Raw genomic sequence first — 23,405 nt, forward strand, 5'->3', positions numbered from 1 at the left:
GTCCCGTCATAGAGTCACGTCACTGCCTGAGGCGATGACCTATGAGGTCGAGTATAGAAGCCTCGCGGGATTCGTCAGCGCTAATGGCACTTTGCTCTCAACCATTTTGGCATGCTCTCCATAGCGTTTAATGCTAAGCGCTGATGGGCAGGTCCAGCTCGAACGGGGCTGGCAGCGGCGCCAGGCCGAACGCGGCGCGGGCGGCGTCGCAATCGACGTTCTGCACGCCCTGGCTCCAGGAGGAATCGAACTCGCGGCACACACTCGAGCGCTGTGCATAAATTGAGCAGCTGGTGCCTTTGCCCACTTCTCCTTCCAGGCTGCAGCAGCGCGCGGGCTTCTGGTCGGTACCGATCATCGCCACGCGGGTGGGGTTGATTTGCACCACCAGCTCATCGGGTACGGTGCCCCCCGACGAGGCGCACTCTCCCCAAAAGAAAGACACGCGGAAGTGTGAACAGCAGGCACCGCAATTCAGACACGGACTGGCTTCGGACATGGGCGTCTTCGATAAAAGAGAGTAAGGGGGATGCTACGGAAGGCTCGCCATTCTATCCGTGCCAAGGCCGTTGGGAAGGGGGGCACTCACTTATATTTTTGTAGGCCAAGTCCCGTGGCGCCGGGTGAAATCATGCCCTATCAGCTTTACGAATCATTACAGACAAGCCTTGCCCGTCTGACTATGTTGCAGGTACCGGGCAGGATGCATCGGGCATCGCAGCTCTCATAACAATAAAAGAGACGGACCCATGCAGAACTCGACCCAAGCGGCGAATGCCTGGCGCATTCTGTTCCTGCTGTTCCTGGCCAACCTGTTCAATTTCTTCGACCGCACCATTCCTGCGATCATCATCGAGCCGATTCGCATGGAATGGCACCTGAGCGACTTCCAGCTCGGCATCATCGGCACCGCCTTCACCATCGTCTACGCCATTGCCGGCCTGCCGCTCGGGCGACTCGCCGACACCGGCTCGCGCAGCAAACTGATGGGCTGGGGCCTGTTCGCCTGGAGCGGGCTGACGGCGGTCAACGGCATGGTTGGCAGCTTCTGGACGTTCCTGCTGGTGCGCATGGGCATTGGTATCGGCGAAGCCAGCTATGCGCCAGCGGCCAACTCGTTGATTGGCGACCTGTTCCCGGCACACCGCCGCGCGCGGGCCATGGGGATTTTCATGCTCGGCCTGCCGTTGGGGCTGTTGCTGGCGTTCTTCACCATTGGCGCGATGGTCAAGGCGTTCGACAGCTGGCGCGCGCCGTTCTTTATTGCCGCGGTGCCGGGTCTGATCCTTGCGGTGTTCATGTTCTATATCAAGGAGCCCAAGCGCGGCGCGGCCGAAACCGTGCAGGTCTCCCAGGAGCGCGTCGACCGCCCGATTCGCCGCGTGCTGGCGGTACCGACTTTCCTCTGGCTGGTGCTGGCCGGGCTGTGCTTCAACTTCGCCACCTATGCCTGCAACTCGTTTCTGGTGCCGATGCTGCAACGCTATTTCCTGATGCCGTTGCAGGAAGCGGCGGTCGCCACCGGGGTGATCGTCGGTATCACCGGTTTGATCGGCCTGACCCTGGGGGGCTGGATTGCCGACAAGATTCATCAGCGCGTCGCCAATGGCCGTCTGTTGTTCGCCGCGTTCAGCCTGATCATCTCCACCGTCACCACTGCCTGGGCCTTGCACGCGGGGCGGATCGAGATCGGCGTGTTCGTGGCGCTGTTCAGTGTCGGCTGGTTGTTTGCCTATAACTTCTACACCTGCGTGTACACGGCAATCCAGGACGTGGTCGAGCCACGCCTGCGGGCGACGGCGATGGCGTTATTCTTTGCCGGGTTGTACCTGCTGGGCGGTGGCATGGGGCCAATTGTGGTGGGCGGTCTGTCCGATCACTTTGCCCATTCGGCGATGTATGCCGATGGGGCTGCGCAGATGACCGAAGCGTATAAAGCCGTGGGCTTGCATGACGCCATGTACCTGATCCCGGTGGCGCTGTTTCTGACCATGCTGTTTCTGTTCCAGGCCTCGCGCAGTTTTGTGCGTGATGCCCAGCGGATGAAGGATGGGTTGGGGGCGGTGGAGGTGCCGGCTTCGGCGGCGACGGCTTGAGACCGAGGTGACCCCTTCGCGAGCAAGCCCGCTCCCCCAGTTGAAACATTCCAACTGTGGGAGCCGGCTTGCTCGCGAAGAGGCAATTACAGGCTCCGATTTGCCCCAAGTGAATAAAAAATGCCCGCATTGCGCGGGCCTTTTTTCAGCGGAGCGGGGCGGTCATCAACCCGCCACCAACACCCGGATCGCTTCCAGTCGCAGCGCTGCCTTGTCGAGCATGGCCAGGCCTTGCTCGCGTTGTTGGCGCAGGGCCACCAGTTCGCTGTCGCGTACGGTCGGGTTGACCGCTTGCAGCGCCGTCAGGCGCGACAGCTCTTCGTCAGTGTCTGCAGCCAGGCGGCGCTTGGCTTCGGCCACACGCTCGGCGTGGCGTGGGGTGATCTTCTCTTCACCGGCGTTGATCCGTGGCGTCAGCTGGTCGCGCTGGGCCTGGATAAACTTGTTGGCGCTGGCCCGTGGCACGCTTTCCAGCTGGTCGTTCAGGGTTTCAAACGACACGCGGCTGGACAGGTCGTTGCCGTTGGCATCCAGCAGGCAGCGCAGGGCGGCCGGCGGCAGGTAGCGGCCCAGTTGCAGCGAGCGTGGGGCAACCACTTCGCTGACGTAGAGCAGCTCCAGCAATACGGTGCCAGGCTTGAGCGCCTTGTTCTTGATCAGCGCCACGGCGGTGTTGCCCATCGAGCCGGACAGCACCAGGTCCATGCCGCCCTGCACCATCGGGTGTTCCCAGGTGATGAACTGCATGTCCTCGCGCGACAGCGCCTGGTTGCGGTCGTAGGTGATGGTCACGCCTTCGTCGTCGCCCAGGGGGAAGCTGGCGTCGAGCATTTTTTCGCTGGGCTTGAGGATCAGCGCGTTTTCCGAATGGTCTTCGCTGTCGATGCCGAACGCGTCGAACAGGGTTTCCATGTAGATCGGCAGGGCGAACTGGTCGTCTTGTTCGAGGATGGCCTCGACCAGCGCATCGCCTTCACCCGCACCGCCGGAGTTGAGCTCCAGCAAACGGTCGCGACCGGTGTGCAGTTCCTGCTCCAGGCGCTCGCGCTCGGCACGGGCCTCGTCGATCAGGGCCTGCCATTCGCCATCGTCGGCGTTTTCCAGCAGCGGCAGCAGGCGCGGGCCAAACTGGTGCTGCAAGGCGTTGCCGGTCGGGCAGGTGTTGAGGAAGGCGTTCAGCGCTTCGTTGTACCACTGGAACAGGCGCTCTTGCGGGCTGGTTTCCAGGTAGGGCACGTGCAGTTCGATCACATGTTTCTGGCCGATCCGGTCCAGACGGCCGATCCGCTGTTCCAGCAGGTCGGGGTGCGAAGGCAGGTCGAACAGCACCAGGTGGTGGGAGAACTGGAAGTTGCGACCTTCACTGCCGATTTCCGAGCAGATCAGCACTTGTGCGCCGAACTCTTCATCAGCGAAGTAGGCGGCGGCACGGTCACGCTCGAGGATGTTCATGCCCTCGTGGAACACCGTGGCCGGGATGCCGGAGCGCACGCGCAGCGCGTCTTCCAGGTCCATCGCGGTTTCGGCGTGGGCGCAGATCACCAGGACCTTGGTGCGCTTGAGCATTTTCAGCTGGTCGATCAGCCACTCGACCCGTGGGTCGAAGCGCCACCAGCGGTTTTCTTCTTCGATGTCCGGCTGCGACTGGAAGCTGACTTCCGGGTACAGCTCGGCGTGCTCGCCCAGCGGCAATTCGAGGTATTCGTCCGGGTTCGGCAGCGGGTAGGCGTGCAGCTTGCGCTCCGGGAAGCCTTGCACAGCGGCGCGGGTGTTGCGAAACAGCACGCGGCCGGTGCCATGGCGGTCGAGCAGCTCGCGCACCAGGCGCGCGCTGGCTTCGGTGTCGCCATCGTTGACGGCGGTCAGCAGCGCTTCACCTTCGTTACCGAGGAAACCCTGGATGGTCTGGTGTGCGGCAGGCGACAGGCGGCCTTTATCCAGCAGCTCCTGCACGGCTTCGGCCACCGGGCGATAGTTCTCGCTCTCGGCGCGGAAGGCTTGCAGGTCGTGGAAGCGGTTCGGGTCGAGCAGGCGCAGACGCGCGAAGTGGCTGTCCTGGCCCAGCTGTTCCGGGGTCGCGGTGAGCAGCAGCACGCCCGGGATGACCTCGGCCAGTTGCTCGACCAGCGCGTACTCGGCGCTGGCCTTGTCTTCATGCCACACCAGATGGTGGGCTTCGTCGACGACCAGCAGGTCCCAGCCGGCTGCGAACAGCGCGTCCTGGGCCTTCTCGTCGTCCACCAGCCACTCCAGGGCGACCAGCGCCAACTGGGTGTCCTCGAACGGGTTGGTAGCATCGCTCTCGATGAAACGTTCTTCGTCGAACAGCGCAACCTGCAGGTTGAAGCGGCGGCGCATTTCCACCAGCCACTGGTGCTGGAGGTTTTCCGGTACCAGGATCAGCACCCGGTTGGCGCGACCCGAGAGCAGCTGGCGATGGATCACCAGGCCGGCTTCGATGGTCTTGCCCAGGCCCACTTCGTCCGCCAGCAATACCCGCGGCGCGATACGGTCAGCGACTTCACGGGCGATGTGCAGTTGGTGCGCAATAGGTTGCGCACGCACGCCGCCCAGGCCCCACAGCGAAGACTGCAGTTGGCGGCTGGTGTGTTCCAGGGTGTGGTAACGCAGCGAGAACCAGGCCAGCGGGTCGATCTGCCCGGCGAACAGACGGTCGCTGGCCAGGCGGAACTGGATGAAGTTGGAGAGTTGGGTTTCCGGCAGGGTGACCTGCTCGTTCTGCCCATTGAGGCCGTGATACACCAGCAGGCCATCGACGTCGTCGACTTCCTGCACGGTCATTTTCCAGCCTTCGAAATGGGTGATGGAATCACCCGGCGAGAACCTCACGCGAGTGAGGGGCGCATTCCGTAGCGCATACTGGCGGGTGTCGCCAGTGGCCGGATAGAGCACGGTCAACAAGCGGCCGTCCTGTGCCAGAACGGTGCCTAACCCCAGCTCTGCTTCGCTGTCACTAATCCAGCGTTGCCCCGGTTGATACTGCTGCGCCATGCTGCCTGACTCCCGCCGTGAAAAAGCCGACTATCTTAACGGAACAAGGCCCCACGCCCAAGGACTCTGACAAAAACTACTCCGTTTGCGCCAGCGTCCGGAAGCCGAATCGACGGGTGGCAGGCACTTGCGAGTGTCGACTGGGTCACAGCTTGGCGAGTGCGCTCTCAAGTCGCCACGCGGCCCGCCGACAGCCTGTTGATCAGGAGAATAACTATTATGCTGCCACCCATGCTGCCCGTCAGCGTTGTGCCGGTCACTTCGCAACTCGACCCGGTACGCCAGAAGCCGGATATCCCGCCCGTGGTGCCAGTACAAGCGGGCTCCAACGAAAGCACGATCGACCTGAAAAAGGGCGATGCCGAGCAGTCGACCTTTCTGCTGCGTGAAGAGCAACGCCGCCAGCAGGAGCAGCAAAAACGCCGGCGCGAAGCCGACGAAGACCCGGAGCAGCACCTGGCGATTCCCGGCGACCTGCTCAATGCCGACAACACCGTGCCGGTGGCGCCGCTGATCGAAGATGCGCCGCGCCAGCGCTTGTGGGTGGACGTCGAGGTCTAGTCGCGCAACGCCTGCAATGCCGCCATCAACTGCGCGATGTCATCGTCGTTGTTGAGCGGGCTGACGGAGATCCGCGCGACGCTGGCCAGCCCGCGCGCCTGCATGTCCAACGGCGTGTAGGCCACGCCATTGGCACCGATATTGATGCGCTTCAAGGCCAGGCGGCGCTTGAGTTCGAAAGCGTCCCAGCCGTCCAGGTTAAAGGCGATCAGCCCTGATTGCGCAGTGCCCAGGTCATGCAGGGAAATACCCGGCATCTGACGCAAGGCCTGGCGAATTCGCTCACTGGTGTGTGCGATCCGTTCCGATACTTGCTCAAGCCCCAGTCGATTCATCTCCTGCAACGCGTTGCCCAGCCCCGCCAACAAGGCAAACGACACTTCGCTGGTTTCAAAGCGCCGGGCGTCGTTGCGCAGGTCGAAACCGTCTGCGCTCCACGGCGCCGAAAACACATCGCGCTGGGCCGGATTCAGGCGCGGCAAAAAGTCCGGGCGCACATACAGCAGCGCGGTACCACGCGGCCCGCGCAGGTGCTTGCGCCCGGCCGATTTGAGCACATCGCACTGCAGCGCCTGCACATCCACCGGCACCTGGCCGACGGCTTGGCCGGCGTCGATGAAATAGGCAATGCCATGACGTCGGGCCACGGCGCCGATGGCTTCGGCGGGGTTGATCAGGCCACCGTTGGCCGGCAGCCAGGTCAGGTCGATCAGCCTGACGTGCGCATCGATCATCGACTCCAGCGCCAGCGGGCAGACCGCGCCGGAGGCATCGCAAGGGATGACCTCCACGCGCGCGCCGGCCTGCACCGCCAGGTCCATGCTGGCGAGGTTGCCCCCCCATTCATGGCGGCCGACCAGGATGCGATCACCCGGTTGCCACGGGCCCAGTGCCTGGAACGCCAGGCTCCAGGCGGCCGAGCCGCTGCTGGCGAAGGCGATCGACGCGGCGGGTGCGTTGAGCAATTGCGCGGCGGCGCGGCGGGCTTTTTCCACCAGCACGGCGCCATGCTCGCCGGCTTCCATGGGGCCATCACGGGCTTCGCGGTGCAGTTGATCGATAATCGCATCGAGGGTCGCCTGGCTTGGCAGCGAGGCACCGGCGTGATTGAAATGCACGATGCCCGACTGGCAGCCGGGCGTGCTGTCGCGCAATTGCTGGACGTCGAGCGGGCTCACGGTTGCAGCTCGAAAATCGCGTCAACCTCCACGGCCACGCCGGCCGGCAGGCTGGAAACGCCAACGGCGGTGCGCACATGCCGACCTTTTTCGCCGAGGGCATTGACCAGCAGGTTCGAAGCGCCGTTGGCAACCCCGCTCTGGCGCTGGAAATCGCCGCTGCTGGCAATGAATACACCCAGGCGCAAAATGCGCACCAGGCGCGACAGGTCATCACCCAGCGCATGGCTTAATTGTCCCAGCAGGCCCAGCGCCGCCAGTTCGGCTGCCTGGGCGCCTTCTTCATCGCTGAGGGATTCGCCCAGGCGGCCGACGTAGGCGGGCTTGCCATCGACCATCGGGATTTGCCCGGAGACGAACAGTTGGTTCTGGCTGATCACATAGTTGATGTAGTTGGCCGCCGGTTGGCTCGGGGTCGGCAGCGTCAGGCCGAGGGCTTGCACGCGTTGGCGCAGGGAGTCGCTCATGATCCATCCTCCTGGGTTTAAGAGGTGCCAGCATGTTGGCCGAGGAGGGCGGCGACAAACGGATAGATCTCACCCGACGTATCGAAAAAACTCACGCGTCGCGGCAGGCTTCCAGCAGCCATTCGCTGAAGCATGCGGCGGCGTCACCGGCCGGGCCGGGCGGCGCGATCAGCCAGTAGCCGATGTCGCTGTGATACGGCGGCCAGTCGAAGGCTTCGACCAGGCTGCCGTCCTGGAGCCTGCGCTGGATCAGGCGATGACGGCCCATGGCGATGCCTTGGCCGGCCACGGCCGCTTCGACCACGATGTTGTAGTCATGCAGCATCACGCGCGGGTGGCGGTCGAGGTCGACGTGGTAGTGCGCTGACCAATCCGTCCATTCGAAGGGGCGGTGCGAGGTGGCCATCAGCAGTGGGCTGTCATGCATCGCTTTGAATGTCGGGCTGCACACCGGGGAGATGACTTCCGGCATCAGCCGCGTCGCCTGCACGTCGGGCCAGTCGCCCTTGCCATAGCGAATCGCCAGGTCGACCTCGGCGCCGGCCACGTCCGCCAGTTGAATCGCCGGTAACAGCTCCACCTGGATATGCGGGTAGCGATTGAGAAACCCGGCCAGGCGCGGTGCCAGCCACAGCGTGGCAAAGGAGGCGAGCAGGCCGACGCGCAGCACGGTGGTGCTGGGCGCTGTTTTTGGGTGCGGGTCGCGGCGGCGATGGCGTCGAGGGCCGGGCGGATTTCGTCGTAGTACTGTTGGCCGTCCGTGGTCAGATCGATCGCGCGGGTGCGACGGATAAACAACGGTTTGCCCAGGTGCTGTTCCAGCTTTTGCACCTGATGGCTGAGTGCACTCTGGGTCACCGACAACTCGCTTGCCGCCTTGATAAAACTCAAGTGCCGCGCCACGGCTTCAAAGGCGCGCAGGGCCAGCAGCGGGGGAAGGTCCTTGTGCAGTGCCACGTGAGCGCATCTCCTGGGGTGGATGGGAAGTGCCGATTTTGGGCGAAGGCCTGCATTTTGTCGCCCGCTCAATTGCCGTGAGGCGCTGGAGCCCGCATTATTGAGCGATTCCCGCCACGACGTAAGCCAAGCCATGAGTGAAGACGACAAGCTGATCGACCTGAACGCCGAACGTGCCAAGCGTGTGCATGACCTCAATGACAAGCGCCTGAATGAAGTGCGCCAAGCATTTGAGCAGGCCATGCCGCTGGGAAAAGCCAAGAAAAAACCGAAGAACAAACCGAAAAAACGTTGAAACAACCTGCATCCGTTGATGCAGGTCAGTTATTGCCCTTCTTTACGCCCCGTCGCGGGCGACATTGATCCTCGTCAATTTTCCAATCCGCCTTCTCCATTAACTTAGCCCTATCGCAACAGGGCAAGTGCAGGAGGCCGGTCATGTTTATCGATAATGTGGTATTTGCCGGGGTGCTGACTGTCAGCCTCATGGTGCTGTTTTTTGTAGGGTTCGGGATTTTTATCTGGAAGGACGCTAATAAGCGTAAAGAACCGTAAGTCTTTCTGGATTACATGAGCACGCAAGGCATTTTGGGCGACTTCGGTCGCCCTTTTTTTTGTTTGTTTTTTGGCATGTCCACTATTGCGGGAATGGCTGAAATGGACCCCGCGTTTATTGCAGATTTGCTTTTGTGTGGGGGCTTGCCTGCGATGCAGATAACTCGGTCTCTCAGTGAGACCCAGCCGATGCCTTCGCAGGCAAGCCAGCTCCCACAGTTGAGCGCATTCCCCCGCACCACTGCGGTCGGCTTTTGGGTTGCTGTGTGAGTAGGCTCAAAGCGTGCGCGCTTTTGTGTGGGAGCTGGCTTGCCTGCGATGCAAACAACTCGGTCTTCCAGTGAGCCTCAGCCGATGCCTTCGCAGGCAAGCCAGCTCCCACAGTTGAGCGTGTTCCCCTGCACCACTTGGGTCGGCTTTTTTGGTTGCTGTGTGAGTAGGCTCAAAGCGTGCGCGCTTTTGTGTGGGAGCTGGCTTGCCTGCGATGCAGGCAACTCGGTCTTCCCGTGAGACCCAGCCGATGCCTTCGCAGGCAAGCCAGCTCCCACAGTTGAGCGTGTTCCCCTGCACCACTTGGGTCGGCTTTTGGGTTGCTGTGTGAGTAGGCCCAAAGCGTGCGCGCTTTTGTGTGGGAGCTGGCTTGCCTGCGATGCAGACAACTCGGTCTTTCCGTGAAACCCAGCCGATGCCTTCGCAGGCAAGCCAGCTCCCACAGTTGAGCGTGTTCCTCCGCACTATTCGGGTCGGCTGTTGGGGCACCGTGCTATAGATCTTGATCCAAGGCGCTTTATCACAAGACAAAAAAAAGGCGCGATCCCAATCAAGGATAGCGCCTTTTTTTCCGAGGGCAGCCTGTCAGCTACCCAGCGCCTTGGAAGCCAACCAGAACAGCCCGGCCGACAGGCCCACGGTCGCCGGCAAGGTCAACACCCAAGCCATCAGGATGGTCTTCACGGTGCCGCCTTGCAGGCCGCTCTTGTTCGCGACCATGGTCCCGGCCACACCCGACGACAGCACGTGGGTGGTCGATACCGGCAGGCTGAAGATGTTAGCCAGGCCAATCATGCTGGCGGTGGTGATCTGCGCCGACATGCCCTGGGCATAGGTCATGCCTTGCTTGCCGATCTTCTCGCCGATAGTCAGTACCACACGCTTCCAACCCACCATGGTGCCCAGGCCCAGGGCCAGTGCGACCGCGAGGATCACCCAGAACGGTGCGTATTCGGTGGTAGCGGTCAGGTCTTTGCGCAGCTTGTCGAGGTCGGCCTTGTCACGTGCCGACAGATTCGGCAGCTTGCCGACTTTCTTCGCGGTGTCGTCCAGGCAGAGCAAATAACGGCGTACTTCAATGCGGTGATCGGCAGTCAACGAATGGTAATCGGAGACACCTTTCAAGGTGTTGACCAGCGCGTTGATGGTCGGCTCTGTCTGCTGCGGATTGCACTGGAACTTGCCAGGCAGGTCGTTCTGCACGCTTTTACCCAGGGCCAGGAACTCGCCGAGGGTGTCTTGATTGCGCTGGTAGAACTGACTCAAATGCACCGTCGCGTCGCGGGTACGCTCGATCTGGTAAGTGGTGCTGCCGAGGTCGAGAACGAATTGCGCCGGCACGATGCCGATCAGCACCAGCATGATCAGGCCGATACCTTTCTGGCCATCGTTGGAACCGTGCACGAAGCTTACGGCCATGGCAGAAATCACCAGCACCAGGCGGTTCCAGAACGGCGGGTGTTTCTTGTCGTCGAGCTTGCGACGCTGGTCCGGGGTCTTGTGCATCTTCGACAGCGGGCGCCACCACTTCAGCGCGATCAGCACCAGGGCGGCAACGAGGAAACCGGCCATCGGCGAGAACACCAGGGATGCGCCGATATCGATCGCTTTCTGCCAGTTCACACCGTCAGCCAAGGGGATGTCGTTGATCAGCGCGTTGGCCAGGCCGACACCGAGGATCGAGCCGATCAGGGTGTGGGAGCTGGAAGCGGGGATCCCGAAGTACCAGGTGCCCAGGTTCCAGGTGATCGCCGCCGCCAATAAAGAGAAGACCATTGCCAGGCCATGGCCGGTATTCACATTGATCAGCAACTCCACCGGCAGCAAGTGCACGATGGCGTAGGCGACACCGACACCACCGAGCAACACGCCGAGGAAGTTGAACACCCCGGAGAAGAACACGGCCAGGTGCGGCGGCATGGCTTTGGTATAGATGACTGTGGCCACCGCGTTAGCGGTGTCATGAAAGCCATTGATGAACTCGAAGGCGAGGACAAAGGCCAGGGCGAGCAACAGGCTCACTAGAACCCAAGCATCCAGTCCGCTGAATAAATCGATCATGAAGGTTTTCTGACCCGGTCGTAAGGGGGCGCGATTATGCCAGAAAACCTCAGTAATCGATGCACTAGCTGCTCATCGGTAACAATCTTCATTGAAAAAGCCGCGGCAAAAGGCGCCCATCCCAGGGTTTTCGGGGGTTGGCAAGTCTTTGATTTATAACGCGGAGGGTGCCAGGGGCCGGGTTTTTTGGCAAAAACCGCATGCCTGAAACATTTGTATGAAATTTCGCTCGCGGCAGTGGGATGCCGAATAGCCGGCTGCTAGCTATGTGCCAGCAGCCTGGCGCACCTGTGGCTCAAACCGAAGCGCTTATGGCTCTTCGGTTTTGAGTTCCTGTTCAATCTTGTGGATTTCCTGGGCAAATGCCTGGTCAAGCAGGCTGGCTCGTTTTCGCCATGGTTTGCGTTCAGGTTCAGGCTGGGCGGCGTAGGTGGTGATTTCCCCGCCGTAAACGTCCTTGTAACGTTGCTCCTGGCGCTCAAGTTCCGCGCGCAGTTCGTCTTTCGTCACATCGTTACCTAATTGAGTTGAGTAATTACATTGCAGCACGGTGCCTGAATGTCGCCCTCGGGCTCTTTCAAGTTAAACCGTTGCAGCGTTGAACTTGAAACAGGCACGAACGGCCATGGATTATTGCTGACATTCGAGGCAGGTAGTTGCGATCAACAATGCACGGCATCTGCATCATCTGGCCAGCTCCCGTCCCGACAGTGAAACCGGGCGGACCTGCGTACAGGGTGCATTATAGCGGCGCATTTGAATAACACTATCGGCATAAAGTTAAAAAGCGTCAACTTTGTGTGAGCGTTTTGTTACACGAGCGCGTCAGTGTTTGCATAAAAGTTGGCGTCATAAAATCCACCCCACTTCGGACGTTAAAACCCCGCCCTAACTTTAGTTGGTTGGCGGGCGGACCCGTCCTCGGTCGTGCAAAATTGCGATTATCGAATGAGCGTCCGATAATCGCCCAATGTTCCCGGTCGTGCCTTGTGCATCCCGGCCGGCGCGGCTTGTAATAGCAGCCAAACCTCCCTTGCGGTTGACAATAAGAGAAAGGATCCCGACATGAACGATCAATTGCGCAACGCTTTCGCCTCAGTGGCGCCGCCGATCGTTGCCTCACCGGCCAAGCGTATCCAGGCCTTTACCGGTGATCCGGACTTCATGACCTCCCTGGCCCGTGGCCTGGCCGTGGTGCAGGCGTTCCAGGAACGCAAGCGTCACCTCACCATCGCCCAGATCAGCCATCGCACGGAAATCCCTCGCGCCGCCGTGCGCCGTTGCCTGCACACATTGATCAAGCTGGGCTACGCCACCACCGACGGGCGCACCTATTCGCTGCTGCCCAAGGTCCTGACCCTCGGCCATGCCTACCTGTCATCCACGCCACTGGCAGTGTCGGCCCAGCCTTACCTGGATCGCATGAGCGAGCAGCTCCACGAAGCCTGCAACATGGCCACCCTCGAAGGGGACGACATCCTCTACATCGCGCGTTCGGCCACCACCCAGCGCCTGATCTCGGTGGACTTGTCGGTGGGCGGGCGCTTGCCGGCCTATTGCACCTCCATGGGTCGCATCCTGCTGGCGGCGCTGGACGATGCCTCCCTGCAGGATTACCTCGACCATGCCGACCTGCAAACGAAGACCAGCCGTACGCTGACCACCCCCGAAGCCTTGTTCGAATGCCTGCAACAAGTGCGTCAGCAGGGCTGGTGCATCGTCGATCAGGAATTGGAGCAAGGCCTGCGCTCCATCGCCGTGCCGGTGTATGACGCGTCCGGCCAGGTGCTGGCTGCGCTCAATGTCAGTACCCACGCCGGGCGGGTCAGCCGCAGCGAGCTGGAGCAGCGGTTCCTGCCGAGCATGCTGAGTGCGAGTCGGGATCTGAGCGCGCAGCTGTTTGCCTAACTGTTCGGTGACCGCACAGATCCCGGTTTGATCAATTGACGATGTTTCCCCTGGCTTATTACTGTGCGGCAGCGCTCTGAGCGCCGCCCAATAATAACGACGACCCCAGGCCGTCAGCCCGCCATCGGTGTGGAATAAAAATAATGAATCAGCCTTCTGTCGGTACCACGCTGGACGTCCAGTCCTTTATCAACGCCCAGCCGCTGTCACGCTACCAGTGGCGCGTGGTTGTCCTGTGTTTCCTCATCGTGTTCCTCGATGGCCTCGATACCGCGGCCATGGGCTTTATCGCGCCCGCGCTGTCCCAGGACTGGGGCATTGATCGCGCCAGCCTCGGTCCGGTGATGAGCGCCGCGTTGATCGGCATGGTCTTCGGTGCCCTGGGATCGGGTCCGCTGGCTGACCGGTTCGGGCGCAAGGTCGTGCTGGTCGGCGCGGTGTTGGTGTTTGGCGCATTCAGCCTGGCCTCGGCCTACAGCAGCAATGTCGACCAATTGCTGGTGCTGCGCTTCCTTACCGGGCTGGGCCTGGGCGCCGGCATGCCGAACGCGACGACGCTGCTGTCGGAGTACACCCCCGAACGCCACAAGTCGCTGCTGGTGACCAGCATGTTCTGCGGCTTCAACCTCGGCATGGCGGGTGGCGGGTTTATCTCGGCCAAGCTGATCCCGGCGTTTGGCTGGCACGCGTTGTTGATGATCGGCGGCATCCTGCCACTGATTCTTGTGGGGGTGCTGGTGCTGTGGTTGCCCGAGTCGGCGCGCTACCTGGTGGTGCGTAACCGTGGGACCGACAAGGTGCGTAAAACCCTGTCACCCATCGAGCCGACCATCGTCGCCCAGGCTACCCACTTCAGCGTGCCGGAGCAGAAAACCGTCAAGGCGCGCAACGTGTTTGCGGTGATCTTCTCCGGCACTTACAGCGCCGGCACCTTGCTGCTGTGGCTGACCTACTTCATGGGCCTGGTGATCGTGTACCTGCTGACCAGCTGGTTGCCGACCCTGATGCGTGACAGCGGCGCCAGCCTGGAGCAGGCCGCGTTTATCGGCGCGTTGTTCCAGTTTGGCGGGGTGTTGAGTGCAGTCGGGGTAGGGTGGGCGATGGACCGGTTCAACCCCCACAAGGTCATCGGCACTTTCTACCTGCTGGCCGGGGTGTTTGCCTACGCGGTGGGGCAAAGCCTGGGCAATATCACCTTATTGGCGACTTTGGTGCTGATCGCCGGGATGTGCGTCAACGGCGCGCAATCGGCGATGCCATCCCTGGCGGCCCGTTTCTACCCGACGCAGGGGCGTGCCACCGGTGTGTCGTGGATGCTCGGCATCGGCCGCTTCGGTGCGATCCTCGGCGCGTGGATGGGCGCCACCTTGCTGGGCCTGGGCTGGAACTTCGAGCAGGTGCTGACCGCGCTGGTGATCCCGGCGGCGCTGGCTACGGCAGCCGTGGTCATCAAAGGCATGGTCAGCCACGCCGACGCCACCTGACCCGCCGTTGCAGGGGCGGGCTTGCCGGCAATGCGGGCGCCTCGGTCAATCATTGAGCGCGGTGATGCGGTCGCTGGCAAGCCCGCTCCTGCAGGGGTGGGGCGCTTCTGATGGCGTGTCGACGAGAAGATTAGCTAGACAACAATCCGTTCGATAATCGAACACTGAGTCGATTATCGGATTGTTCAGCCCATTTACCCGGCTTAATCTTCAAGCACTTCGGCGCCACCTCAGCGCCTTTTTCGATCCACACCGGGAGCCCGAACCCCATGGCTGAAATTCTTGCGCTGCGCGACGCGGTGAAGCAATTCGTGAACGACGGCGATACCGTCGCACTGGAAGGCTTCACCCACCTGATCCCTACGGCAGCGGGTCATGAAATCATTCGTCAGGGCAAGAAAGACCTGACGCTGGTGCGTATGACGCCTGACCTGATCTACGACCAGTTGATCGGCGCCGGCTGTGCGCGCAAGTTGATTTTCTCCTGGGGCGGCAACCCTGGCGTGGGCTCCTTGCACCGCCTGCGTGACGCGGTCGAGAAGCAATGGCCGCAACCCTTGGAAATCGAAGAACACAGCCACGCCGACCTGGCCAATGCCTACGTCGCCGGCGCCTCGGGCCTGCCGTTCGCGGTACTGCGTGCCTACGCCGGTTCCGACCTGCCCAAGGTCAACCCGCTGATCAAGACCGTGACCTGCCCGTTCACCGGCGAAGTGCTGGCGGCGGTGCCGTCGGTGCGCCCGGACATCACCGTGATCCATGCACAGAAGGCCGACCGCAAGGGCAACGTGCTGCTCTGGGGCATTCTCGGGGTGCAGAAGGAAGCGGCCCTGGCGGCCAAGCGCTGCATCGTCACCGTCGAGGAAATCGTCGATGACCTCAACGCGCCGATGAACAGCTGCGTGTTGCCGACGTGGGCACTGACTGCGGTGTGCCATGTACCTGGTGGCGCACACCCTTCCTACGCGCATGGTTACAACGAGCGTGATAACCGCTTCTATCAGGCGTGGGACCCGATTGCCCGCGACCGTGCGACGTTTACCGCCTGGATCGACGAATACATCCACGGCACTGCCGACTTCAGTGAATTCCAGGCCAAGCTGGCCACCGCGCAGGAGGCCAAGTAATGGCTTACTCGACCAATGAAATGATGACCGTCGCCGCCGCGCGTCGCCTCAAGAACGGCTCCGTCTGCTTTGTGGGCATCGGCCTGCCGTCCAAGGCCGCCAACCTGGCGCGCCTGACTTCATCGCCCGACGTGGTGCTGATCTACGAGTCCGGCCCGATTGGCGCCAAGCCTTCGGTGTTGCCGCTGTCGATCGGTGATGGCGAGCTGGCGGAGACCGCCGACACGGTGGTGCCGACCGGTGAGATTTTTCGTTATTGGCTGCAGGGCGGGCGTATCGACGTCGGCTTTCTCGGTGCCGCCCAGGTCGACCGCTTTGGCAACATCAACACCACCGTGGTGGGCGATTACCACCAGCCCAAGGTGCGGCTGCCGGGGGCCGGCGGCGCACCGGAGATCGCAGGCTCGGCCAAGAGCGTGCTGATCATCCTCAAGCAGTCGTCGCGTTCGTTTGTCGACAAGCTGGACTTCATCACCTCGGTCGGCCACGGCGAAGGCGGCGATTCACGCAAACGCCTGGGCCTGCCAGGGGCTGGGCCTGTAGGGATCATTACCGACCTGTGCATCATGGAGCCGGAAGCGGGCACCCATGAATTTGTGGTCACCGCGCTGCACCCTGGCGTGACCCGCGAACAAGTCGTGGCCGCCACCGGTTGGGCGATTCGATTTGCCGACCAGGTCAGCACCACCGAGGAACCCACCGACGTCGAGTTGAGCGCCTTGCGTGACCTTGAAGCACGTACCGCCGCCGCCCATGGCCAAGCCCCCGGAGAAGCCTGATGCGCGAAGTATTTATCTGTGACGCCATTCGTACCCCCATCGGCCGTTTCGGCGGTGGCCTGTCTACCGTGCGCGCCGATGACCTCGCCGCGTTGCCGATCAAGGCACTGATCGAGCGCAACCCTTCGGTGGACTGGAACGCGGTCGACGAAGTCTTCCTCGGCTGCGCCAACCAGGCCGGTGAAGACAATCGCAACGTCGCGCGCATGGCCCTGCTGCTGGCGGGCCTGCCGGAAAGCATCCCTGGCGTGACCCTGAACCGCCTGTGTGCCTCGGGCATGGATGCCATCGGCACAGCGTTCCGTGCAATCGCCAGCGGTGAAATGGAGTTGGCGATTGCCGGGGGCGTCGAGTCGATGTCCCGTGCCCCCTTCGTGATGGGCAAGGCCGACGCGGCGTTTTCGCGCAACATGAAGCTCGAAGACACCACCATCGGCTGGCGTTTTATCAACCCGTTGATGAAAGCCCAGTACGGCGTGGATGCAATGCCGCAGACCGCCGACAACGTCGCCGACGACTTCAACGTGTCCCGCGCCGACCAGGACGCGTTCGCCCTGCGTAGCCAGCAACGCACGGCCGCCGCCCAGGCTGCCGGGTACTTCACCGAGGAAATCGTGCCGGTACGCGTTGCGCACAAAAAAGGCGAGACCGTGGTGGAGCACGATGAACACCCACGGGACACCACCCTCGATGCCCTGGCCAAACTCAAGCCGGTCAACGGCCCGGACAAGACCGTCACCGCCGGCAATGCCTCGGGTGTGAACGATGGTGCGGCAGCGCTGATCCTGGCCTCCGCCGACGCCGTGAAAAAACACGGCCTCACGGCCCGCGCCCGGGTGCTCGGCATGGCCAGTGCCGGCGTGGCACCACGCGTGATGGGCATCGGCCCGGTGCCGGCGGTGCGCAAGCTGGTGGAGCGCCTGGGCCTGGCGGTCAGCGACTTCGACGTGATCGAACTCAACGAAGCCTTCGCCAGCCAAGGCCTGGCCGTGCTGCGTGAATTGGGGATCGCCGACGACGCGCCGCAGGTCAACCCGAACGGCGGCGCCATCGCCCTCGGCCATCCGCTGGGCATGAGCGGTGCGCGGCTGGTGTTGACGGCACTGCATCAACTGGAAAAAACCGGCGGCAGCAAAGGCCTGGCGACGATGTGTGTCGGCGTCGGCCAAGGCCTGGCCCTGGCGATTGAACGCGTCTAATAAGAGAGGATTGCTCCATGAGTGACAAGCCCGGTTACCGGCGCCCGCAAGCGGGCACTCAACCTGATTACCTGCACCCGGCCTACCAGTCGACGAACCTGCGTTCGCCGTCCAAGCCCTTGGTGTTTCTGCCCCATTCGTTGTCGGAAATCACCGGCCCGACCATCGGCGCCGAGCGCGTCAATGCGCAGGACAACGACCTCACCGCCCAACACGCCGGCGAACCGCTCGGTGAGCGCATCATCATTCACGGGCGTGTGCTGGATGAAAACGGCCAACCGGTGCCGGGCATCCTCGTGGAGATCTGGCAGGCCAACGCCGCCGGTCGCTACAACCACAAGCGCGACCTGCACGACGCGCCGCTGGACCCGAACTTCACGGGCACCGGCCGCACCGTCACCGACGCCGAAGGCTGGTACCAGTTCCAGACCATCAAGCCCGGCGCCTACCCGTGGGGTAACCACCACAATGCGTGGCGCCCGGCGCATATCCACTTTTCACTGTTCGGCCCGAGCGTGCTGACGCGCCTGGTCACACAGATGTATTTCCCCGGCGACCCGCTGCTGGAGTACGACCCGATCTACAACTGCGTGCCGGACACCTCGGCCAAGCAGCGCCTGATCGCCCGCTTCGACCTGGAAAAAACCATTCCTTCCTATGCCCTCGGCTACCGCTGGGACATCGTCCTGCGCGGCCGCGACGCCACGCCGATGGAGAAATGAGATGACACTCACTGCGACCACGTCCCACACCGTCGGGCCGTATTACCACATCGGCTTGACCTGGCTGAACCGCGAAGACCTCACCGTGCCCGCCACCCTCGGCGAGCGCGTGGCGATCAGCGGGCAGGTGGTGGATGGCAACGGCGATGTCGTCAACGACGCCATGCTGGAAGTCTGGCAGGCGAATGCCGCCGGCAAGTACGACCATCCCGAGGATGAGCAGGACAAGGCTGTCGACCCCAACTTTGAAGGCTTTGGCCGGGTGCCGGTGGATGCCGAAGGGCGGTTTCGTTTTACCACCATCAAGCCAGGTGCCGTTCCGGGCTTGAAGGGCACGACCCAGGCGCCGCACCTGGTGGTGCTGGTATTCGCGCGTGGGCTGGTGAAGCACCTGCTGACGCGGATTTACTTTGACGGCGAGGCGCTGAACGGGGATGACGCGCTGCTGGCGTGTGTGCCCCAGGAGCGGCGGCGCACGCTGATCGCCAAGGCGGATGCGGCGGGTGTGTATCAGTGGAATGTGATTTTGCAAGGCACAGACGAAGAGACCGTGTTTTTTGATTATTGAGTTGGCTTGAGATTTTTCGCCGGCAAGCCAGCTCCCACAGTGGGATGCGTTCCACATGTGGGAGCCGGGCTTGCCGGCGATGAGGCCGGTTCAGGCAACTGCTGTGCAAAAGTCTGCTTGCGGAACATGGTTGTTGCAAAGTATGTCTAGGCTATAACCGTTCCCACTGAGTAAAAAAAACATGACAACAAAAACCAGCCACTACACCGGAGAAGAACGCAGCAAACGGATTTTTGCGATCGTCGGTGCGTCTTCCGGCAACCTCGTCGAATGGTTCGACTTCTACGTCTATGCCTTCTGCGCCATCTACTTTGCCCCGGCGTTTTTCCCGTCGGACGACCCCACGGTCCAACTGCTCAACACCGCTGGCGTCTTTGCCGCCGGCTTTCTGATGCGACCTATCGGCGGCTGGCTGTTTGGCCGGGTGGCCGACAAGCATGGTCGCAAGAATTCGATGATGATCTCGGTGCTGATGATGTGCGCCGGCTCGCTGGTGATCGCCTTCCTGCCCACCTACAAAGACATCGGCGCCTGGGCGCCGGCGTTGCTGCTGGTGGCGCGGTTGTTCCAGGGCTTGTCGGTCGGCGGCGAATACGGCACCACCGCGACGTACATGAGTGAAGTCGCGCTCAAGGGCCAACGTGGCTTCTTTGCCTCGTTCCAATACGTGACGCTGATCGGCGGGCAACTGCTGGCAGTGCTGGTGGTGGTGATCCTGCAGCAACTGCTCAGCGAAGACGAACTGCGGGCGTGGGGCTGGCGGATTCCGTTCGTGATCGGCGCGGTTGCAGCCGTGATCTCCCTGCTGCTGCGTCGCACCCTCAAGGAAACCACCAGCAAGGAAACCCGCCAGGACAAGGACGCCGGCAGCATCGCCGCGCTGTTCCGTGACCACAAGGCTGCGTTTATCACCGTGCTTGGCTACACCGCCGGCGGCTCGCTGATTTTCTACACCTTTACCACCTACATGCAGAAGTACCTGGTGAACACTGCCGGGATGCACGCCAAGACTGCCAGCTACATCATGACCGGCGCGCTGTTCCTCTACATGTGCATGCAGCCGCTGTTCGGCATGCTGGCCGACAAGATCGGTCGCCGCAACTCGATGCTGTGGTTCGGCGCGCTGGGCACGCTGTGCACGGTGCCGATCCTGCTCAGCCTGAAAACCGTCAGCAGCCCGTTCCTGGCCTTTGTGCTGATCACCCTGGCCCTGGCCATCGTGAGTTTCTACACCTCGATCAGCGGCCTGGTGAAAGCCGAAATGTTCCCGCCACAAGTGCGCGCCCTCGGCGTGGGCCTGGCCTATGCGGTGGCCAACGCGATCTTCGGCGGTTCGGCGGAATACGTGGCCCTGGGGCTCAAATCCATGGGCATGGAAAACACCTTCTATTGGTATGTCACCGGCATGATGGCGGTGGCCTTCCTGTTCAGCTTGCGCCTGCCGAAACAGGCGGCGTATTTGCACCACGATTTGTAAGGGACCGTTATGACGCTGCGCACGAGCAATCAATTGTTCGACGCCTACTTCACCGCTGACAGCATGGCCGAGGTGTTCTGCGACCAGGGGCGCCTGCAGGGCATGCTCGATTTCGAAGCGGGCCTGGCCCGTGCCGAAGCGCGGGTCGGCTTGATTCCGCACGCCGCCGTTGCCCCGATTGCCCAGGCCTGCCTGGCGTCGCGGTACGACGTGGACGCCCTCGGCGTGGCGATTGCCACGGCGGGGAATTCGGCCATTCCGTTGGTGAAGGCGCTGGGCAAGTTGATCGCCAGTGAGGATGCCGGGGCCGAGCGTTATGTACATCTGGGCGCGACCAGCCAGGACGTGATGGACACCGGCCTGGTCCTGCAAATACGCCAGGCGCTGGCGTTGATCGAAGCTGACCTGGCGCAACTGGGCGGCGTGCTGGCCGTGCAGGCGCAGCGTTATGCCGGCGTGCCGTTAGCTGGGCGTACCTGGTTGCAGCATGCGACACCGGTCACGTTGGGGATGAAAATCGCTGGTTGGCTGGGGGCAGTGACGCGCAGTCGGCAACGTCTCGCCGAGCTGAAACCGCGTCTGCTGGTGCTGCAATTTGGCGGCGCGTCCGGCACTTTGGCGGCGCTCGGTGAACAGGCGATGCCGGTGGCCGAGGCCTTGGCTGCCGAATTGCAGCTGGGCCTGCCCGAACAACCCTGGCATACCCAGCGCGACCGTTTGGTGGAGTTTGCCAGTGTGCTCGGCCTGATCGCCGGCAGCCTCGGCAAGCTGGGGCGTGATATCAGCCTGCTGATGCAGACCGAGGCGGCGGAAGTCTTCGAGCCGTCGGCACCGGGCAAGGGCGGTTCCTCGACCATGCCGCACAAACGCAACCCGGTGGGCGCCGCCGTACTGATCAGCGCGGCGACCCGCGTACCTGGCCTGGTGGCGACACTGTTCAGCGCCATGCCCCAGGAACACGAGCGCAGCCTGGGCCTGTGGCACGCCGAGTGGGAAACCCTGCCGGAGATTTGCCGGTTGGTCTCCGGAGCGCTGCACCAGGCCTTGCTGGTGAGCGAGGGGTTGGAGGTCAATCCTGAGCGCATGGCGCAGAACCTCGACCTGACCCAGGGCCTGGTGCTGGCCGAAGCCGTGAGCATCGTGCTCGCCCAACGCCTGGGGCGCGAGACCGCCCACCACCTGCTCGAACAATGCTGTAAACGCGCGGTCGCCGAGGGGCGTCACTTGCGTGCGGTGCTGGCGGACGAGCCGCAAATCACCCACGAACTGTCCGCCGCTGAACTCGACCGCCTGCTCGACCCGGCCCACTACCTGGGCCAGGCGCACACCTGGGTGACCCGCGCCGTCACCGAACATTTTGCCTTGACCGCCTGAGGAGAACGCTGTGGCTTTTGTACAACTCGCCGAGGGCGAACTGCATTACCAACTGGATGGACCTGCGGAGGCACCCGTGTTGGTGCTGTCCAACTCGCTGGGCACTGACCTGCACATGTGGGACATCCAGATCCCGGCTTTCACCAGGCATTTTCGCGTGTTGCGTTTCGATACCCGTGGCCATGGCAAATCCCTGGTCACCGAGGGGCCCTACAGCATCGAGCAACTGGGGCGCGACGTGATTGCGCTGCTGGATGCGCTGGATATCCAGCGGGCGCATTTCTGTGGGCTGTCGATGGGCGGCTTGATCGGCCAATGGCTCGGCATTCATGCCGGCGAGCGCCTGCAGCGCCTGGTGGTGTGCAACACCGCCGCCAAGATCGGCACGCCGGACATCTGGAACCCGCGTATCGAGATGGTCCTGCGCGATGGCGCGGCGGCGATGGTAGCGTTGCGCGATGCATCGATTGCGCGCTGGTTCACCGCCGATTTCGCTGCGGCCAACCCGCACCAGGCCCAGCAGATCACCGACATGCTCGCGGCGACCTCGCCCGAAGGCTACGCGGCCAATTGTGCGGCGGTGCGCGACGCCGATTTCCGCGAGCAACTGGCCTTGATCAAAGTGCCGACCCTGGCGATTGCCGGCACCGAAGATGCCGTCACGCCGCCGGCCGGCAGCCACTTTATCCAGAGCCATGTGCAGGGCGCCGAATACGCCGAGTTCTATGCTGCGCACCTGTCCAATGTGCAGGCGGGTGCGGCGTTCAGTGAGCGGGTGCTGGAGTTTCTGCTGGCGCATTGAACCTGTGGTGAGCGGGATTGCACAGGGTTGGGGGGCGAAGCGGGCTGGGGTTAGTCAGTGCGTTTTTTTCGATGGACCTTGTCGCAGGTTTTGGGGCTGCTGCGCAGCCCAACGCGGGGCAAGCCCGCTCGCCACAACAAGCCCGCTCGCCACAATATGTCCGCTCAGCAAAACAAGCCTGCTCAGCAAAACAAGTCCGCTCAGCAAGACAAGGGTGCTGGCTACGGCAGGTGCGTTTGCTACGGTGGGGCGAGCTTTTATCACATTCAGTCGGGAGTATTTTTTGTGGATGAGAAACAACGTTATGCCGATGGCCTGCAAGTGCGCCGGGAAGTCCTGGGTGATGCGCACGTCGACCGCAGCCTCAATGCCCTGACCGAGTTCAACAGTGAGTTCCAGGAAATGATCACCCGCCACGCCTGGGGTGACATCTGGACCCGCCCGGGCCTGCCCCGGCACACCCGCAGTCTGATCACCATCGCCATGCTGATCGGCATGAACCGTAGCGAAGAACTCAAGCTGCACCTGCGCGCCGCGGCCAGCAATGGCGTGACCCGCGCCGAGATCAAGGAAGTGCTGATGCAGAGCGCGATTTACTGCGGCATACCGGCGGCGAACGCGACATTTCACCTGGCTGAGTCGGTGTGGGATGAACTGGGTGTCGAGTCGCGGGAACAGGCCTGAACGCAGACTCCGCGACGCAGTTGGGGGCGGTAAAATGGGAGGTTGAGTGTTTCAGCTATGCTGACGGGGAGTAGCGGCTTATTCCTACAGCTCCTAAGGGGCATCGTGTTTATCCTGCGCTACG

At 62.4% G+C, this 23,405-nt stretch carries 21 protein-coding genes and 1 pseudogene; 15 read left to right on the forward strand and 7 right to left on the reverse strand.

Annotation, left to right across the window (positions count from 1 at the left end; genetic code table 11):
* Positions 1 to 133: 133 nt before the first annotated feature.
* The gene (locus JFU04_RS06170; RefSeq protein WP_065902941.1) at positions 134 to 499 is read right to left on the reverse strand and encodes a YkgJ family cysteine cluster protein; all 366 of its coding nucleotides are present in this window, start codon (positions 497 to 499) and stop codon (positions 134 to 136) included.
* A gap of 250 nt (positions 500 to 749) precedes the next feature.
* Here JFU04_RS06170 and JFU04_RS06175 point away from each other — a divergent pair, with 250 nt between their 5' ends.
* Positions 750 to 2,096 (forward strand): spinster family MFS transporter, encoded by a 1,347-nt coding sequence (locus tag JFU04_RS06175; RefSeq protein ID WP_065902939.1) that lies wholly within the window; start codon positions 750 to 752, stop codon positions 2,094 to 2,096.
* Positions 2,097 to 2,261: 165 nt separating this feature from the next.
* Here the strand turns inward: JFU04_RS06175 and rapA are convergent, their stop codons facing one another.
* The gene (gene rapA / locus JFU04_RS06180) at positions 2,262 to 5,108 is read right to left on the reverse strand and encodes an RNA polymerase-associated protein RapA (protein ID WP_065902937.1); all 2,847 of its coding nucleotides are present in this window, start codon (positions 5,106 to 5,108) and stop codon (positions 2,262 to 2,264) included.
* A 219-nt stretch (positions 5,109 to 5,327) separates the two neighbouring features.
* On the opposite strand from rapA, the gene JFU04_RS06185 reads away from it, so the two are divergent.
* Positions 5,328 to 5,669: an aspartate-semialdehyde dehydrogenase gene (locus tag JFU04_RS06185; protein WP_201143674.1), complete on the forward strand. Its 342-nt coding sequence runs from the start codon at positions 5,328 to 5,330 to the stop codon at positions 5,667 to 5,669.
* Here the strand turns inward: JFU04_RS06185 and JFU04_RS06190 are convergent.
* The 3 genes and pseudogenes from JFU04_RS06190 to JFU04_RS06200 all read right to left on the reverse strand — a co-directional run bounded on the left by JFU04_RS06190 (position 5,666) and on the right by JFU04_RS06200 (position 8,271).
* Positions 5,666 to 6,847, reverse strand: coding sequence for an aminotransferase class V-fold PLP-dependent enzyme (locus JFU04_RS06190; RefSeq protein WP_201143675.1), 1,182 nt, complete (start codon positions 6,845 to 6,847; stop codon positions 5,666 to 5,668). The two genes, JFU04_RS06185 and JFU04_RS06190, sit on opposite strands and share 4 nt — an antisense overlap.
* Positions 6,844 to 7,314, reverse strand: coding sequence for a RidA family protein (locus JFU04_RS06195; RefSeq protein ID WP_065902931.1), 471 nt, complete (start codon positions 7,312 to 7,314; stop codon positions 6,844 to 6,846). The genes JFU04_RS06190 and JFU04_RS06195 overlap by 4 nt, the downstream gene beginning before the upstream one ends.
* Before the next feature lie 91 nt (positions 7,315 to 7,405).
* Positions 7,406 to 8,271: pseudogene (locus JFU04_RS06200) on the reverse strand (LysR substrate-binding domain-containing protein).
* A gap of 100 nt (positions 8,272 to 8,371) precedes the next feature.
* Between JFU04_RS06200 and JFU04_RS06205 the strand changes: the two are divergent.
* Entirely contained in the window at positions 8,372 to 8,566 is a 195-nt protein-coding gene (locus JFU04_RS06205) for a hypothetical protein (protein ID WP_106804916.1), read from the forward strand.
* A 143-nt stretch (positions 8,567 to 8,709) separates the two neighbouring features.
* Positions 8,710 to 8,826 carry a cytochrome c oxidase subunit CcoM gene (ccoM, locus tag JFU04_RS30460; RefSeq protein WP_276145525.1) on the forward strand — a complete coding sequence of 39 codons (117 nt, stop codon included), beginning with the start codon at positions 8,710 to 8,712 and terminating at the stop codon, positions 8,824 to 8,826.
* A gap of 855 nt (positions 8,827 to 9,681) precedes the next feature.
* Here ccoM and JFU04_RS06210 read toward each other — a convergent pair.
* Together JFU04_RS06210 and JFU04_RS06215 are read right to left on the reverse strand one after the other, a co-directional pair.
* Entirely contained in the window at positions 9,682 to 11,157 is a 1,476-nt protein-coding gene (locus JFU04_RS06210; RefSeq protein ID WP_065902928.1) for an inorganic phosphate transporter, read from the reverse strand.
* A 309-nt stretch (positions 11,158 to 11,466) separates the two neighbouring features.
* Positions 11,467 to 11,667, reverse strand: a complete 201-nt coding sequence (locus JFU04_RS06215) for a hypothetical protein (protein WP_201143676.1) — start codon at positions 11,665 to 11,667, stop codon at positions 11,467 to 11,469.
* 555 nt (positions 11,668 to 12,222) lie between these two features.
* Here JFU04_RS06215 and pcaR point away from each other — a divergent pair.
* From pcaR to pcaC, 11 genes are all read left to right on the forward strand, one after another.
* Complete coding sequence (gene pcaR / locus JFU04_RS06220; protein ID WP_065902926.1) at positions 12,223 to 13,065, forward strand: pca regulon transcriptional regulator PcaR; 843 nt, start codon at positions 12,223 to 12,225, stop codon at positions 13,063 to 13,065.
* Positions 13,066 to 13,208: 143 nt separating this feature from the next.
* The gene (locus tag JFU04_RS06225) at positions 13,209 to 14,549 is read left to right on the forward strand and encodes an MFS transporter (RefSeq protein ID WP_106804913.1); all 1,341 of its coding nucleotides are present in this window, start codon (positions 13,209 to 13,211) and stop codon (positions 14,547 to 14,549) included.
* Positions 14,550 to 14,818: 269 nt separating this feature from the next.
* A complete protein-coding gene (locus JFU04_RS06230; RefSeq protein WP_201143677.1) occupies positions 14,819 to 15,676 on the forward strand; it encodes a CoA transferase subunit A in 858 nt (285 codons plus the stop codon).
* Positions 15,676 to 16,455: a CoA-transferase subunit beta gene (locus tag JFU04_RS06235; RefSeq protein ID WP_065902919.1), complete on the forward strand. Its 780-nt coding sequence runs from the start codon at positions 15,676 to 15,678 to the stop codon at positions 16,453 to 16,455. Before JFU04_RS06230 ends, JFU04_RS06235 begins: the two co-directional genes overlap by 1 nt.
* Positions 16,452 to 17,654, forward strand: coding sequence for a 3-oxoadipyl-CoA thiolase (pcaF, locus tag JFU04_RS06240; RefSeq protein ID WP_201146318.1), 1,203 nt, complete (start codon positions 16,452 to 16,454; stop codon positions 17,652 to 17,654). The genes JFU04_RS06235 and pcaF overlap by 4 nt, the downstream gene beginning before the upstream one ends.
* 17 nt (positions 17,655 to 17,671) lie before the next feature.
* Positions 17,672 to 18,376, forward strand: coding sequence for a protocatechuate 3,4-dioxygenase subunit beta (gene pcaH, locus JFU04_RS06245; RefSeq protein WP_106804910.1), 705 nt, complete (start codon positions 17,672 to 17,674; stop codon positions 18,374 to 18,376).
* Position 18,377: 1 nt separating this feature from the next.
* Complete coding sequence (gene pcaG / locus JFU04_RS06250) at positions 18,378 to 18,944, forward strand: protocatechuate 3,4-dioxygenase subunit alpha (RefSeq protein WP_106804909.1); 567 nt, start codon at positions 18,378 to 18,380, stop codon at positions 18,942 to 18,944.
* 181 nt (positions 18,945 to 19,125) lie between these two features.
* Complete coding sequence (locus tag JFU04_RS06255) at positions 19,126 to 20,421, forward strand: MFS family transporter (RefSeq protein ID WP_065902911.1); 1,296 nt, start codon at positions 19,126 to 19,128, stop codon at positions 20,419 to 20,421.
* A 9-nt stretch (positions 20,422 to 20,430) separates the two neighbouring features.
* Positions 20,431 to 21,795: a 3-carboxy-cis,cis-muconate cycloisomerase gene (locus JFU04_RS06260; RefSeq protein WP_065902909.1), complete on the forward strand. Its 1,365-nt coding sequence runs from the start codon at positions 20,431 to 20,433 to the stop codon at positions 21,793 to 21,795.
* A 10-nt stretch (positions 21,796 to 21,805) separates the two neighbouring features.
* Entirely contained in the window at positions 21,806 to 22,597 is a 792-nt protein-coding gene (pcaD, locus tag JFU04_RS06265) for a 3-oxoadipate enol-lactonase (RefSeq protein ID WP_120447813.1), read from the forward strand.
* 285 nt (positions 22,598 to 22,882) lie between these two features.
* The gene (gene pcaC, locus JFU04_RS06270) at positions 22,883 to 23,281 is read left to right on the forward strand and encodes a 4-carboxymuconolactone decarboxylase (protein ID WP_065902905.1); all 399 of its coding nucleotides are present in this window, start codon (positions 22,883 to 22,885) and stop codon (positions 23,279 to 23,281) included.
* The last annotated feature ends 124 nt before the right edge of the window (positions 23,282 to 23,405 follow it).

Source organism: Pseudomonas sp. TH21, assembly GCF_016651025.1.
GTDB lineage: Bacteria > Pseudomonadota > Gammaproteobacteria > Pseudomonadales > Pseudomonadaceae > Aquipseudomonas > Aquipseudomonas aylmerensis.

Coding starts and splice junctions, on each gene's coding strand:
- JFU04_RS06170 (WP_065902941.1), bottom strand. CDS start 499: ATGTCCGAAGCCAGTCCGTGTCTGAATTGCGGTGCCTGCTGTTCACAC.
- JFU04_RS06175 (WP_065902939.1), top strand. CDS start 750: ATGCAGAACTCGACCCAAGCGGCGAATGCCTGGCGCATTCTGTTCCTG.
- rapA (WP_065902937.1), bottom strand. CDS start 5,108: ATGGCGCAGCAGTATCAACCGGGGCAACGCTGGATTAGTGACAGCGAA.
- JFU04_RS06185 (WP_201143674.1), top strand. CDS start 5,328: ATGCTGCCACCCATGCTGCCCGTCAGCGTTGTGCCGGTCACTTCGCAA.
- JFU04_RS06195 (WP_065902931.1), bottom strand. CDS start 7,314: ATGAGCGACTCCCTGCGCCAACGCGTGCAAGCCCTCGGCCTGACGCTG.
- ccoM (WP_276145525.1), top strand. CDS start 8,710: ATGTTTATCGATAATGTGGTATTTGCCGGGGTGCTGACTGTCAGCCTC.
- JFU04_RS06210 (WP_065902928.1), bottom strand. CDS start 11,157: ATGATCGATTTATTCAGCGGACTGGATGCTTGGGTTCTAGTGAGCCTG.
- pcaR (WP_065902926.1), top strand. CDS start 12,223: ATGAACGATCAATTGCGCAACGCTTTCGCCTCAGTGGCGCCGCCGATC.
- JFU04_RS06225 (WP_106804913.1), top strand. CDS start 13,209: ATGAATCAGCCTTCTGTCGGTACCACGCTGGACGTCCAGTCCTTTATC.
- JFU04_RS06230 (WP_201143677.1), top strand. CDS start 14,819: ATGGCTGAAATTCTTGCGCTGCGCGACGCGGTGAAGCAATTCGTGAAC.
- JFU04_RS06235 (WP_065902919.1), top strand. CDS start 15,676: ATGGCTTACTCGACCAATGAAATGATGACCGTCGCCGCCGCGCGTCGC.
- pcaH (WP_106804910.1), top strand. CDS start 17,672: ATGAGTGACAAGCCCGGTTACCGGCGCCCGCAAGCGGGCACTCAACCT.
- pcaG (WP_106804909.1), top strand. CDS start 18,378: ATGACACTCACTGCGACCACGTCCCACACCGTCGGGCCGTATTACCAC.
- JFU04_RS06255 (WP_065902911.1), top strand. CDS start 19,126: ATGACAACAAAAACCAGCCACTACACCGGAGAAGAACGCAGCAAACGG.
- JFU04_RS06260 (WP_065902909.1), top strand. CDS start 20,431: ATGACGCTGCGCACGAGCAATCAATTGTTCGACGCCTACTTCACCGCT.